This is a genomic window from Burkholderia sp. Bp9012, from assembly GCF_003853825.1.
Lineage (GTDB): Bacteria > Pseudomonadota > Gammaproteobacteria > Burkholderiales > Burkholderiaceae > Burkholderia > Burkholderia diffusa.
This window is the reverse complement of record NZ_QTQA01000019.1, coordinates 1-14125: the sequence shown is the minus strand read 5'-3', so window position 1 is coordinate 14125 and position 14125 is coordinate 1. Positions and strand designations below refer to the sequence as shown.

Here is a 14125-nt window from a genome sequence, read left to right as displayed (position 1 = left end):
GTGCCGGCGAACGCTCGACATCCGCCGCACGACTCACGACGAGAAACATCCATGCGATTGATTACTGCGGCGCTGCTTGGCGCGGCGGCGCTCATGCCGTCGCTCGCGCCCGCGCAAACCGCCTTTCCAGATCCGGCCGACGCAGCCGCGCCGGTGCCGGACGTCACGGTGACGTCCACGTTCGACGGCTACGTGCCGTATCGGGACGACGCAGGCCCGGGCTGGAAGCAACTGAACCGGGACGTGATGGCGCGGCCCGCGAAGGGCGGCACCACCGGACACGCGAAACCCGAAAATGCGGCAGCCGGCGCGGCCCATTCGATGCACGGAGGGGCCGGGCAATGACGAGACTTGCGATTTCACCGCGGTTCGGCGCGACCGTGCTCGTGCTGGCATTCCTCGCCGGCTGCACGACATTCTCGAAGGACGGCGGCTTCGACGCCGTGTCGTCTGCCGCATCGGAGCGCATCGGGAAGGTCGCCGTCATCGTCAGGACCGACGCCGATCGTGCAGCCGTCGACAAGCGGACGAAGGAACTGCTCGAGAAACCGCTGTCGATGGACGACGCGGTGCAGCTCGCGCTGCTGAACAACCGTGGCCTGCAGGCGTCGTACGCGGAACTCGGGCTGTCGGAGGCCGATCTCGTGCAGGCCGGCCGGCTGCCGAACCCGCGCTTCTCGTTCAGCCGCACGCGGGCCGGTGACGGCGAACTGAGCCTCGGCCGCACGTTCTCGGCCAACGTGTTCGCGCTGCTGACGCTGCCGCTCGCGACGAACATCGAACGCCGCCGTTTCGAGCAGACTCGGCTCGAAACCGCCGACGCGATGCTGAGGGTCGCGGCCGACGCGCGCCGCGCATATGTCGAAGCCGTCGCGGCCGAACAGGCCGCGAATTATGCGCAACAGGTCCGCGACGCCGCGAGCGCCGGAGCCGAACTCGCGCTGCGCATGCGCCAGGCCGGCAACTTCAGCCGGCTCGACTACGCACGCGAACAGGCGTTCCACGCGGATGCTGTCGCGCAGCAGGCGAAGGCGCGGCAGCAGGCCGTGGCCGCGCGCGAGAAGCTCACGCGCGCGATGGGGCTGTGGGGCGAGCGCACGCGGTACGCGCTGCCCGAGCGCTTGCCCGACCTGCCGAAGGCACGCCCCGATCTGCCCGATCTCGAACGCTATGCGATGAGCAACCGCCTCGACATCCAGGCCGCGAAGCTGCAGACGCGGGGCGTCGCGTCGTCGCTCGGGCTCAGCAAGGCGACGCGCTTCGTCAACGCGGTCGATCTCGGCTACGTGAACAACTACGAGACCGCCAAGGGGCACGAGCACGGCTACGAGATCAGCGTCGAGATTCCGCTGTTCGACTGGGGCGGCGCGAAGGTCGCGCGGGCCGAGGCCGTCTACATGCAGTCGGCGAACCGGCTCGCGCAGACGGCGATCGACGCGCGCTCGGAAGTGCGCGAATCGTACGCGGCATACACGACGAGCTACGACGTCGCGAAGCACTATCGCGACGAAGTCGTGCCGCTGCGCAAGACGATCTCGGACGAGTTGCTGCTGCGCTACAACGGGATGCTCGCGAGCGTGTTCGAGCTGCTGGCCGATGCGCGCGAACAGGTCGGCGCGGTCAACGGCTACATCGATGCGCTGAAGGACTACTGGCTCGCCGAAACCGATCTGCAGGCGGCCGTTGGCGGCCGGCTGCCGACCGCGCAGCCGACGCAGCCGATGCAGCCGATGCAGCCGATGCAGCCGATGCAGCCGATGCAGTCGATGCAGTCGATGCAGCCAACGGAGCCAACGGAGCCAACGGAGCCAACGCAGCCAACGCAGCCAACGCAGCCGACGCAGCCAACGCAGCCGACGCAGCCGACGCAGCCGACGCAGCCCGCGGACGCGCCCGTCGCACCCACGACCGACGCTGCACCGCAGCCGGCTTCTTCACCCGTGGCGCAACCGGCGCCCGCAACGCATCCGGAAGGTCATTGACATGGTGTCCCGTCGACAATTTCTCAGCGGCTCGGGCGCCGCGCTGCTCGGTGCGGCGATGGTCAGCAAGGCCGGCGCGGCGTCGCTGCCCGAAGCGCCCACGATGGCGAAGGCCGGCACGCAGCCGCCGCTCGTGCCGCCCAACGGCCGCCCGTACACGCCTGTCGCGACGCTGAACGGCTGGACACTGCCGTGGCGAATGAAGAACGGCTGGAAGGAATTCCACCTGACGGCCGAGCCCGTCGTGCGCGAGATGGCGCCCGGGATGAACGCGAACCTGTGGGGCTACAACGGCCAGTCGCCGGGCCCGACGATCGAGGCCGTCGAAGGCGACAAGGTCCGGATCTTCGTGACGAACCGGCTGCCCGAGCACACGACGATCCACTGGCACGGGCTGCGGCTGCCCAACGGGATGGATGGTGTCGGGGGCCTCACACAGCCGCACATTCCGCCGGGCAAGACCTTCGTCTACGAGTTCCAGCTGGAGGCGCACGGCACGTTCATGTATCACCCGCACGCCGACGAGATGGTGCAGATGGCGATGGGGATGATGGGCATGTTCATCGTGCACCCGAAGGATCGCGCGACGATGCCGGTCGATCGCGACTTCGTCTTTCTGCTCGCCGCGTACGACATCGATCCGGGCAGCTACACACCGCGCGTGAACGAGATGACGGACTTCAACATGTGGACGTTCAACTCGCGCGTGTTCCCGGGCATCGACCCGCTGCCGGTGCGGGCGGGCGACCGCGTGCGGATTCGTTTCGGCAACCTGACGATGACGAACCATCCGATCCACCTGCACGGCTACAGCTTCGAGGTGGCCGGCACCGACGGTGGCTGGATTCCGCCGGCGGCGCGCTGGCCGGAGGTGACGGCGGATGTCGCCGTCGGCCAGATGCGCGCGATCGAGTTCACCGCCGATCGCCCGGGCGACTGGGCGTTCCATTGCCACAAGTCGCACCACACGATGAATGCGATGGGGCATCAGGTGCCGAACCTCATCGGCGTGCCGCAGAAGGACCTCGCGAAGAAGATCGGCAAGCTCGTGCCCGACTACATGGCGATGGGCAGCACGGGCGGCGCGATGGGCGGCATGGAAATGCCGCTGCCGGACAACACGCTGCCGATGATGACGGGCACCGGCCCGTTCGGGCCGCTGGAGATGGGCGGCATGTTCACGGTGCTGAAGGTCCGGCAGGGGCTCGGCCGCAACGACTATCGCGATCCGGGCTGGTTCCGGCATCCGAAGGGCACCGTCGCGTACGAATACACCGGCGAATTGCCGGACGGTTGAGCCGCGGGCAGCATGCGGCGGCCGTGACGATGCGGCCGCCGGTTTTCGTTTCATTCACTCAGGAGCACGCACGATGAAGAAGGAACTGGTTTCGATTGCAACGGGTTGCATGCTGGCGTTGTCCGCCGCGTCATACGCGGCCGGCGACATGGCCGGCATGGATATGAGCGGCGGCGCGATGCAGGGCGCCGCCGCAAAGCACGAGATGTCGCACGGCGAGATTCGCAAGATCGACACGGGCACGGGCAAGCTGACGATCAAGCACGGCCCGCTGGACAACCTCGGGATGGACGCGATGACGATGGCGTTCAAGGTGAAGGACCCGGCGATGCTGTCGCAGGTGAAGGTGGGCGACCAGGTCGACTTCGTCGCCGAGGACGTGGGCGGCACGTTGACCGTCGTCGAGCTGAAGAAGCCGTGACGCCGGGCATGACCATGAAAATCACCACGCTCGGGCGGCTGGCCGCCCTCGCCGCGGCCGGCGCGATCGCCGCCGCCGTGCCGGCCGCGGCATTCGCGCACGGCAAGCTGGAAAGCGCCGCACCGGCGACGGGCAGCGCGGTCGACACCGCGCCCGACACGTTGCGGCTGACGTTCAACGAAGACCTCGAACCGGCGTTCAGTTCGGTGAAGGTGTCGGACGCGAACGGCAATGCCGTCGCGCACGAAAAGGCGAAAGTCGATGCGTCGAATCCGCGCGTGATGACCGTCGGGATACCGAAGCTTGCGCCCGGTGCGTACACGGTGCAGTGGGTGGCGATGACGGCCGACGCGCATCGCACCAAGGGCACCTATTCGTTCAGGGTGAAGGGGTGAACGAGGGCCTCGTCGGCCTTCTGCGGCTCGTGTCGGTGGCGATCCAGAACACCGGGTTCACCGTCGTCGTCGGCGCGCTGCTCGGCAGCCACTGGCTCGCGCGCGGCGAGTCGGCGTGGCAGCACGGCATCGCGCGGCGTCTCGTCGCGACGCTGCGCATCGCGTCCATCGTGTCGCTGCTCGCGAGCATCACCGCGTTCTGGGCGCACTGCGCGCTGATGAGCGACGTGTCGATGCTGGACGCCTGGCCGGCCGTCCGCGCGATGCTCGCCGGCACCGGCTTCGGCCACGCGTGGCTGGCCGGCGCGGTGTTCACGGCCGTCGTCGTGCTGCTGTCGTTGCTCCGGCGTGCGAACGACACGCGCTTTCCGTTCGCGATGTGGGCCGCGCTCGCAGGTGTCGCACTCGCGCGCAGCAACGGCGGGCATCCGGTCGACGCGGGCCTGTTCAGTGTGCCGGTGTGGGTCGACTGGCTGCATCTGCTGGCAATCAGCGCGTGGGTCGGGCTCGTGTTCGTGACGGCGTTCGGCGTGATGCCGCGTCTTGCCGGCATGCCCGCGAGCGAACGCACGACCGGCGCATCGTTCGTGCAGTCGCTGTCCGATGCGTCGACGTACGCGTTGATCGTGCTGTTCGCGACCGGCGCTTACAACGGCTGGCGCGGTGTCGATACGCCCGCGAACCTGCTCGGGTCGACGTACGGGCAGATCCTGCTGTTCAAGCTCGCGCTCGTGCTGATCGCGGCGGCGCTCGGCGGACACAACCGGTTCTTCGAGATGCCGAAGCTGCTGGCCGCGCTGAAGGACCCGGCGGCCGCGACGCCGGTCGACCTGTTGCGACGGTTCGGCGCGGTGTTGCGGATCGAGGCGGTTGTGCTGGCCGGCGCGCTGATGGTGGCCGCCGTGCTCGTGTCGAGCGCGTTGCCGGGGACGGTTTAGCGCCACGGTCGGCAGGCGAAGCCGGTATCGGGAAATCGTCGGAACAGCGGCGGTTTGGGTCAGACGATTTCCCGCTTTCCGACCGTGAGCGCGATGTCGGATTATTACATCCATCTATCTTCTGGTTACTAACAACTGTCATCGAGCGCCGCTAAGCTTTCGCCATCCTCACAACCGGGATTCCCCGTCATGCGCTCGACAATCCGCCTGTTTGCCCCGCTATTGCTGCTGCCCACGCTTGCCGCACCGGTCTTCGCCGCCACCGCCGCTCCCGTCAGTCCGAACTGCGGCGGCAGCACGACGCCGATCGCCGACATCCAGGGGCCCGGCGCGCCGTCGCCGCTCGCCGGCCAGAACGTGTCGATCGAAGCGGTCGTCACCGCCGATTTCGGCGGCACGGACGGCTTCGGCGGCTTCTTCGTCCAGCAGGCCGACGCGCAGCGCCGCAACCAGCCGGGCGTCTCCGAAGGCCTGTTCGTCTATGCGCCGAAAGTGCGCGCGAAGGCCGGCGATCTCGTGCACGTGACGGGCAAGGTCGAGGAAAAATACGGGCAGACGCAGCTCACGCTGTCGGGCGCGATCGCGGTGTGCGCGAACAACCAGACGGTCACGCCGGCGACGCTCACGCTGCCGGTCGACAACCCGAACGCGTTCGCCGCATATGAAGGGATGCGCGTGCGCCTGCCACAGACGCTCACCGTCACCGAAAATTACGAACTCGGCCGCTACGGCAGCGTGTTGCTGAGCAACGGCCGCCTGCGCACACCGACGAGCGTGGTGCCGCCGTCGCAGGCGCAGACGCAGATCGATGCGAACGCACGCAACCGGCTGGTCCTCGACGACGGCTCGAACAAGCAGAACCCGGCGACCGTGCCGTATCCGGCGCCGGAACTGTCGGCCGCGAACACGTTGCGCTCGGGCTACACCGTGCGCGACGTCGAAGGCGTGCTCGAGGTGCGCTACGGCGCATGGCGCGTGCAGCCGCTGCCCGGCGCGGCCGCGCCTGCTTTCGACACGCGTTCGAACCCGCGCACCAACGCACCGGCGCGCGATCCGAAATCGAACCTGCGCGTCGCGTCGTTCAACGTCCTCAACTACTTCAACGGCAACGGTCTCGGTGGCGGCTTCGATGATCCGAACAACCGCGGCGCGAAGAACTACCAGGAATTCCAGCGCCAGGAAGCGAAGATCGTCAGCGCGCTGAAGGCGCTCGACGCCGACGTGATCGGCCTGATGGAAATCCAGAACAACGGCTACGGCGAACTGAGCGCGGTGCGTCAGCTCGCGGCGAAGCTCGGCAGCAACTGGCGCGTCGTCGATCCGGGCACGTCGCGCCTCGGCGGCGACGCGATCACGGTCGCGATGATCTACGACAGCCGCGCGGTCGAACCCGTCGGCCGCGCGTCGACGCTCGCGATCGACGACAAGAACCGCCAGCCGCTCGCGCAGTCGTTCCGCCGGATCGGCGGCAAGCAGGCGTTGACGATCGCGGTCAACCACCTGAAGTCGAAGAACTGCCCGGACGCCGCGAACGACGACCTCGACCAGGGCGACGGCCAGGGCTGCTGGAATCCGACGCGCACGCGCGCGGCCGCGAAGCTGGCCGACTGGCTCGCCGGCAACCCGACGGGCGTCGCGGGGCAGGGCACGCTGCTGATCGGCGACTTCAACAGCTACACGTATGAAGACCCGATCCGCCTGCTCGAATCGCGCGGCTACCGCAACCTCGTGTCGCGCTGGATCGGCGCCAATGCGTACAGCTACGTGTACAACGGCGAAGCCGGCTACCTCGATCACGCGCTCGCGTCGCTGCCGCTCGCATCGCACGTGAAGGCCGTGCACGAATGGCACATCAACGCGGACGAGCCGCTCGCGCTGCAATACACGCTCGCGTACAAGTCGGCCGAGCAGCAGAAGACGTTCTACGCGCCGGATGCGTATCGTTCATCGGACCACGATCCGGTGCTGATCGATATCGCGTTGCCGGGCAACGGGCGCTGATCGCTGAATCGCGTGTCTGAAGTACGGCGTGCGACGTTGCCGCACGTCGTCGCGCGGGCGGTGCTTGTGCCGCTCGCGCTGCCTCTCTCCCCCTCGGCCGTCAGGTGCCCGATTCGCGATCGCTGTCATGCGATCCGGAATGCGTGGCGCGAATGACGGCTTCTTCATTGCGAATGCCCTCGCATTACGCATCAATGCCGTTTCGCGCACTCCGCGGTTTAAATCCGATGTCGGGTAAATAATTCCATTGCGTGTTCGGGAGATAATCCGAATCGGTATTTTTTGGACAATGCCGATTTTTATTCAATGAATCGCGCCAATCGATTCGGGATAATTAAAATGAAAGAAAAATCCTGTCGATCTGAAGGGCGTCCATGCGCAATGCCGAAGCCTGGAAGATTGTTCAACATACCAGAACGCCGCCGCATTCCAATAAAAACGACTCATATAACAAGCCGGGTGCGAACAATCGTGTTTTCTTTCAAATACCAGACGCTGATCGCCGTTTGCATCATAAGAGATTTTTTAATATCGGAATGATCTTTGACAACGCAGCGCAGCACCACCTATTTTTGTGATGTCGTAAATTTTGGTCATACGATAAGTCGTTGAAACTGCAAAGGGGGCGGCGTTACCCGCATCATTCTCCGCCAGCAGTTTGCTGTGTCTGTATCAAGTTCAGTCTCTCGAAGAAATCCAGTCCCCAACCGCCGTCTGCCGACCGTGCAACGCGAGTGGCGGGTATGCCTGCGCGTTTTTCGCCGGCGATGGCGGCCCGTGTGAAGCGGTATCCGACCCAAGGACAGAGATGAAACCAGACAGGAGCAGTACCGGCAGCCGCCGCGCGCGTCGCGGCTGGCCGGCCGGGCTAGGCGCATTGACCGTCGTGACGCTCGTGCTCGCGGGCTGCGGCGGCGACGATTCGTCGTCGGTCGGCGCGTCGAGCCTCGCGCAGGCCACCGCCAGCCAGCAGGCCAGCGCGCAAGCGGCGGCCGACAGCCAGTCGCCGGCGGCGAACCAGCCTTACGTCGACCCCGTCGCCTATTCGATGAATGCGACCGACGGCCTCGCGGCCGCGCAGGTCTCGGAGAAGGCGGCAGTGATGCATTACCAGTGGAAATCCGGCGGCACGACGGTCAGCTACACGACGACCACGGGCCACCTGACCGCGCAGGACGCGAACGGCAACGCGGAAGCGTCGATGTCATACGTCGCGTACACCGCGCCGAGCACGAACGGCAAGCCGCGCCCCGTCACGTTCGTCTATAACGGCGGCCCCGGATCGTCGTCGATCTGGCTGCGCCTCGGCTCCTTCGCGCCGACGCGCGTCGCCACGCCCGATCCGCTGTTCGGCAACAACTGGCCGAACTATCCGCTCGTCGACAACGCGGAAAGCCTGATCGACACGACCGACCTCGTGTTCATCGACCCGCCGGGAACCGGGCTGTCGGAAGCCGTGCTGCCGAACACCAACCAGAAGTACTGGGGTTCGGACGCGGACGTCAACATCATGCGCGACTTCATCCAGCGCTACCTGAACGTCAACAGCCGCGGCACATCGCCGATCTACCTGTACGGCGAGTCATACGGCACGCCGCGTACCGACATGCTCGCGCTGGCGCTCGAATCGGCCGGCGTGCACCTGACCGGGATCGTGCTGCAGTCGTCGATCCTGAACTACTTCGCCGATGCGGTGGAAGCGGTGGCGATCACGCAGTCGACCGAAGGGCTGCTGCTCGAGACCGATACCGTGGCCGGCTACCTGCCCGGCTATGCAGCGGTAGCGGCGTACTTCAACCAGGTGTCGCCGGCGCCGGTCAACCCGTATCTGTATGCACTGCAGACCGAGTTGTTCACGACGCTGATCTACAACCAGTTGCAGCAGTACTCGCAGTCGTGGGTGCTGAGCCAGCTCGGCATTCCGGATGCGCTCGGCACGCCGGTGTTCCCGAGCGATGCGACGCTGAAGCTTTGGTCGCTGCCGTCGAGCCTCACGCAGCAGGCGCTGCGCGGCTACTTCAACGCGAATCCGTTCGGCACGAGCCTGCTGCCCGGCACGACGATCGGCCGCTACGACGGACGTGTGTCGTTGCCGAACTCGGATCCGCGACTGCAAACGGACGGCGATCCGTCGGACATCCTGATCTCGCAGCCGTTCACGAACGCGCTCGCGACGCAGATGCCCGACTACCTCGGCTACACCGCGCCGAACGCGACTTACCTGCCACTGAACGACAACATCATCCAGGTGTGGGACTTCTCGCATGACGGCCAGCCGATGCCCGACTCGATCCCCGATCTGCTCGGCGCGCTGCAGCTCAATCCGAAGCTCCGGGTGCTCGCGGAAAACGGCCTTCACGATCTGGCGACGCCGTTCTTCAACACCGAGAAGCAACTCGCGCGGCTGCAGACCGTGAAGGGCCTGAACCCGAAGCTGCAGGTGAACTTCTTCCAGGGCGGGCACATGACGTATCTGGATGACGTGGCCCGTCCGCAGATGAAGCGCGACCTGAAGATCTTCTATCAGGGCAGGCGGATTCCGACGGCGCTGACGCTGCGCACGCTGCCGCCGCCGTGGCCGGACGAGAATCCGGCCGGCACGCCGACCGGCAGCGTGCCGGGCGCGACGGCCGCGACGACGCTGGCGGTGGCACCGTAAACGACGGACTCCTTGCGAAAAGGAACCCTCTATTCATCCATTGAATGCGAGTGATCATGTCCCTAATCAACTTGATGCGGCGTATGTCTGCGTTGACCGTCCTCGGTGCCGCGATGAGCAGCGCCCATGCACTGCCGCCGCAGGCGGTGGCACCGGTGAAGCTGCCGCACGGCGGGCACGGTGTCGACGGTCCGTTCTTTCCTTCGACCCGCGTGGCGCCGGTATTGCCGTCGACCGGCGCGACGCTGCAGCAGCAGGCGCAGCGGCGCGTCGACGCCCGGCTCGGCGGCAACACGGTGCTGAGCAACGGCGCGGCGGTGACGAAAGCGCAGGCGCAGAGCAGCGGGCTGGGCTTCGTCGCGAAGCACTTCGACGAGATCGATGCGAAACACACCGGTCGCGTGACGATGAGCGACGTGCGGCAGTTCATCCAGCAGCGGCAGGTGCAGGCGGAGCAGGAACAGCAGGAGTGACGGCGTAGCGAGGTCGTGCGCAGGGTCGTGGCCGGTGCCGGCCGCCCCCTGCCGCGGCGGCCTGCTTTCAACCCGCCGCGGCGCATGTCCGGCCGCGGCTTTCTTCATGGAAGCTCGGTTCATGCGCAGGCAACGCGAAGCCGCGTCACGTATCACGTGATCGATGTTCAGCTTCCCGGTGCGCGTAACGCCGCGCCGTCGCCGACGGCAACTCGCCGAACATCGCTCGGTAGTCCTGCGCAAAGCTGCTCAGGTGCCAGAAGCCCCACTTCGTCGCGGCCGACGTCACGGACCCGCCGAGCCGCAGCTCGCGGCGAACGTGATTCAGCCGGACGGCGCGCAGATAGGCGATCGGATTCAGGTTGAGCGTGTCGTTGAACGCGTATTGCGCGGTACGCCGGCTGATGCCGAGCTGCACGCACAGTTCGGCGATCGACAGCGGGCACGTCGACGCATCCTGCAGCCGCTCCTGCACTGCGTTCACGAGCGACCAGTACTTCGTCCGCCGCGTCGCGAGGGCGTCCGCGTCCGGCGCGGGCATCGTCATCGCTTCGGAAATCGCATACAGCACGGTCCGCTCGAGCAGTTCGATCCGCTCCTGCGTCGTCACGTCCTCGATCGGCGTGCTTTTCGCGGCCGCGGCCATCGTGTGGCGCAGCAGGTCGCGCAAGCGGTCCGCGACCTGGGGCGTCATCGGGATCAGCGGCGCGAAGGTACGCGCGCGCAGCGACGCGGCGAGTGTGCGCATCGCCTCCGTCGACAGCTTGTCGGGTTCGATCTCGACGTTCACGAGCACGTGCCGGTCGGGCGAATAGAACTCGAACACGGGCTGGCTCGAGAACACGTGCAGGCTGTCGCGCCCGCTCTTCTCGCCGCACATGCGTGCATGGCCTTCGAGTTCCAGCGGCACGGCCACCGCGATGCGGTCGGACGGCACCGCGCCCTGCTGCAGGATCACCTTGTCGAGGTCCTCGACCAGGAGCCGGATGCCGCCGAGCGACACGATGGACGACGAGCCATGAAACAGGCCGCCCGAGATCTGCGTGTAGTTGAGATCCCAGCCGTCGAAGATCCGCGCCTGTTCCTCCACGTCGGTGAACGCGCAGAACGCCACCGTTCGCGCAAACGGCGGGGCGCCAGAAAAATCGCTCGGATCGGCGGACGGCGTCATCGGAGTCGGGAAGGGGCGGGCCGGATCGATGCATTGTAGCCGCTGCACGAGCCGGTCAAAAACCCCGATGGCCCGATTCCCCGAAGAAACCCTCGCTTGCCGAAATCCGATAGTGAAAAGCCGGCTGGCGCAATACCTTTGGCACGAACGGAACACAACGCATCGCATCGCGCCGGCGCCGGGAGCATCGCGCTTCGTTGCCGGACGAACCGAACACGGCTGCCGGCGTGGGACCGGCGGCACACTTCTGGAGAGACGTCGATGGAGCTTCCACGTGGCGGATTCTGGCGGAACTGGGTGGGCAATCAGTCGTGCGTTGCCGCGCACATCGCGTCGCCGACCAGCGAGGCGGAGATCGCCGAGCTGGTGCATGCGGCGACGAGCCAGGGCAAGAACGTCCGATGCTCGGGATCGGGACATTCGTTCACGCCGGTCGTCGCGACGAGCGGCCTGCTGCTGTCGCTGAAGGACCACCAGGGCATCGTCGCGGTCGACGAGCAACGAAAACGCGTCACGGTGAAGGCCGGCACGCGGATCAACGCGGTGACGCGTCATCTGAAGGACATCGGCTTCTCGCTCGTCAACCAGGGCGACATCGATTCGCAGGCCATTGCCGGTGCGCTCGCAACCGGCACGCACGGCACGGGGGTGACGCTGAGCAATCTGTCGTCGCAGGTCGTCGGGATGCGGATCGTTCGCCCCGACGGCTCGATCATGGAGGTGAGCGACAGGCAGGACCTCGACCTGCTGCACGCGACGCAGGTGAACATCGGCCTGTTCGGCGTGGTGTCGGAGCTGACGCTGCAGGTGACCGACGCGTTCTGGCTGCACGACCGCGTGTGGCGGGAGGACTTCGAGGCGCTGATGGAAAAGTACGACGACCTCGCGGCCACGCACCGGCATTTCGGTTTCTTCTGGTGCCCGACGTCCGAGAGCCGCCACCTGTACTGCCTGCCCGACACCGCGAAGGTGTCGAACGCGAAGAAAGACTACGACGTGTGCGAAATCAAGGTGATGGACATCACCGACGAACGCACGTTCTTCGAAGGCGAGCACGAGAAGATCGCGTACAGCGCCGAGGTCTATGCGATTCACTACGTCGCGAACTTCCACGAACTCGAATACGCCGTGCCCGCCGAACACGGCAAGGAAGCGCTGCGCCGCGTGCGCGACCTGATCCTCACGAAGCATCGCGACTGCATCTTCCCGGTCGAGTACCGCTTCACGAAGGGCGATCCGGCGTGGATCAGCCCGTTCAACAATCAGGACAGCGTAACCATCTCGTGCTCGGGCGGGCCGAACGGCGTCGACTACTGGCCGTTCCTGAAGGACGTCGACGACATCCTGCGCGATTACGGTTCGCGTCCGCACTGGGGCAAGCTGCACTTCACGAACCGCGATGACGTGGATCGCTGGTTCCCGAAGGCCGAAGCATTCCGCGAACTGCGCCGCAGCGTGGACCCGGAAGGCCGTTTCCTCAACGATCATCTTCGGACGCTGTTCAGCTGAGCGGTCCGAACGAACCAGACTGGAGAGCGACGAATGAATGCCAAGATTGACGGACGCCTGGCCGGCAAGGTCGCCATCGTGAGCGGCGGCGCGGGCGGATGCGGCGGCGCCGCGTCCGAACTGTTCGCGGCGCAGGGCGCGAAGGTGGCGATCATCGACCGCGACGGCGACGCGGCCGAAACGCTCGCGTCGCGGCTGCGCGATGCCGGCTTGCAGGCGATGGGCGTCGGCGCCGACGTGTCGAAGCAGTCGGAGGTGCAGGCGGCGGTCGACGCGGTGCGCCGGCAATATGGCAATGCGGACATCCTGTTCAATCACGCGGGCACGCTGATCGTCAAACCGTTCCTCGACATCGACGAGTCGGAATGGGACTGGCTGATGGGCGTGAACGTGAAGAGCATGTTCCTGATGACGAAGGCGGTCCTGCCGCAGATGCTGGAACAGGGGCGCGGCAGCATCGTCTGCACGTCGTCGATCTCGGCCGTCTGCGCGACGCCCGGCGAGGTGCTGTATGACGCGACCAAGGGCGCGTGCCACATGTTCGCGCGGGCGATCGCAGTCGAATACCGCGACCGCGGCATCCGCTGCAACGCGCTGGCGCCCGGGTTCATCCGCACGCCGCACGGGATGCGCGAGCTCAAGGATCTGCAGGCGATGGGCGTGGACGCGACCGAAGCGGCTATCGCGGTGCAGCAAGGCCGGCTGTGCGAGCCGTCGGAAGTGGCCGCGGCCGCGCTGTTCCTGGCGTCAGACGAATCGAGCTTCGTCAACGGTACCCATCTGTTCGTCGACAACTGTTTTTCCGCTGTTTAGGCCCCGATATTCGCAGGAGGCCGAAGGGCAGGCACGCATTCTCCAGGAGCGGCAGGTCCCGTCGAAGGTTCCGCAGCGATGCGGGCCTTCGATTTTTTTTGCGGGTTCGCCGCGCGATGCGTCCTAGCGGATTGTCGTAATCCTTCTATCTGAACGAATTTGCGTCTGTTGGAATGGCAATGCCGAATCACCGTTCAGCCGGCATCGCGGGGCGGCATGGTTGATGACGTCATCGAGCGCCGGTCCGGCGCTCGGCTTCGCGGGTCCGGGCAAGTCCGGCATACCAGGGTCAATCCATCACTTTCTTTTGATCAATCATCATGTTCAATCGCACTACCAGCACCGTCGCCAACGTCGATCCGGAACTCTGGACTGCCATTCAGGACGAGAACCGCCGCCAGGAAGAGCACATCGAGCTGATCGCGTCGGAAAACTACACGAGCCCGGCCGTGATGGCCGCACAGGG

At 66.1% G+C, this 14125-nt stretch carries 12 protein-coding genes and 1 pseudogene; 12 read left to right on the top strand and 1 reads right to left on the bottom strand.

All coding sequences use genetic code 11. The annotated features are described in order from the left end of the window. Positions 1-51: 51 nt before the first annotated feature. The 9 genes from DIE11_RS24020 (at position 52) to DIE11_RS23975 (ending at position 10166) form a co-directional block, all read left to right on the top strand. Positions 52-345, top strand: a complete 294-nt coding sequence (locus tag DIE11_RS24020) for a hypothetical protein (RefSeq protein WP_124627595.1) — start codon at positions 52-54, stop codon at positions 343-345. After that, positions 342-1982 carry a TolC family protein gene (locus tag DIE11_RS24015; RefSeq protein WP_124627593.1) on the top strand — a complete coding sequence of 547 codons (1641 nt, stop codon included), beginning with the start codon at positions 342-344 and terminating at the stop codon, positions 1980-1982. Before DIE11_RS24020 ends, DIE11_RS24015 begins: the two co-directional genes overlap by 4 nt. 1 nt (position 1983) lies before the next feature. Next, complete coding sequence (locus DIE11_RS24010) at positions 1984-3279, top strand: multicopper oxidase family protein (RefSeq protein WP_059608038.1); 1296 nt, start codon at positions 1984-1986, stop codon at positions 3277-3279. Positions 3280-3352: 73 nt separating this feature from the next. After that, entirely contained in the window at positions 3353-3700 is a 348-nt protein-coding gene (locus tag DIE11_RS24005) for a copper-binding protein (RefSeq protein ID WP_124627591.1), read from the top strand. Positions 3701-3714: 14 nt separating this feature from the next. Continuing rightward, entirely contained in the window at positions 3715-4095 is a 381-nt protein-coding gene (gene copC, locus DIE11_RS24000) for a copper homeostasis periplasmic binding protein CopC (RefSeq protein WP_124627805.1), read from the top strand. Then, positions 4092-5033, top strand: coding sequence for a copper resistance D family protein (locus tag DIE11_RS23995; RefSeq protein ID WP_124627589.1), 942 nt, complete (start codon positions 4092-4094; stop codon positions 5031-5033). The genes copC and DIE11_RS23995 overlap by 4 nt, the downstream gene beginning before the upstream one ends. Positions 5034-5222: 189 nt before the next feature. Continuing rightward, the gene (locus DIE11_RS23990; protein ID WP_124627587.1) at positions 5223-7034 is read left to right on the top strand and encodes an ExeM/NucH family extracellular endonuclease; all 1812 of its coding nucleotides are present in this window, start codon (positions 5223-5225) and stop codon (positions 7032-7034) included. A gap of 808 nt (positions 7035-7842) precedes the next feature. Beyond that, positions 7843-9693 (top strand): S10 family serine carboxypeptidase-like protein, encoded by a 1851-nt coding sequence (locus tag DIE11_RS23980; protein ID WP_124627585.1) that lies wholly within the window; start codon positions 7843-7845, stop codon positions 9691-9693. Between the two features lie 83 nt (positions 9694-9776). Then, a complete protein-coding gene (locus DIE11_RS23975; protein WP_260437167.1) occupies positions 9777-10166 on the top strand; it encodes a 2-oxoglutarate dehydrogenase in 390 nt (129 codons plus the stop codon). Positions 10167-10311: 145 nt separating this feature from the next. Here the strand turns inward: DIE11_RS23975 and DIE11_RS23970 are convergent, their stop codons facing one another. Then, positions 10312-11337 carry a helix-turn-helix domain-containing protein gene (locus DIE11_RS23970; protein ID WP_124627581.1) on the bottom strand — a complete coding sequence of 342 codons (1026 nt, stop codon included), beginning with the start codon at positions 11335-11337 and terminating at the stop codon, positions 10312-10314. Positions 11338-11598: 261 nt separating this feature from the next. Here DIE11_RS23970 and DIE11_RS23965 point away from each other — a divergent pair, with 261 nt between their 5' ends. The 3 genes and pseudogenes from DIE11_RS23965 to glyA all read left to right on the top strand — a co-directional run. Further along, entirely contained in the window at positions 11599-12846 is a 1248-nt protein-coding gene (locus DIE11_RS23965) for a D-arabinono-1,4-lactone oxidase (protein WP_124627579.1), read from the top strand. Between the two features lie 33 nt (positions 12847-12879). Continuing rightward, positions 12880-13659: an SDR family NAD(P)-dependent oxidoreductase gene (locus DIE11_RS23960; RefSeq protein WP_124627577.1), complete on the top strand. Its 780-nt coding sequence runs from the start codon at positions 12880-12882 to the stop codon at positions 13657-13659. A 320-nt stretch (positions 13660-13979) separates the two neighbouring features. Next, positions 13980-14125, top strand: a pseudogene (gene glyA / locus DIE11_RS23955) (serine hydroxymethyltransferase); the annotation flags it as partial.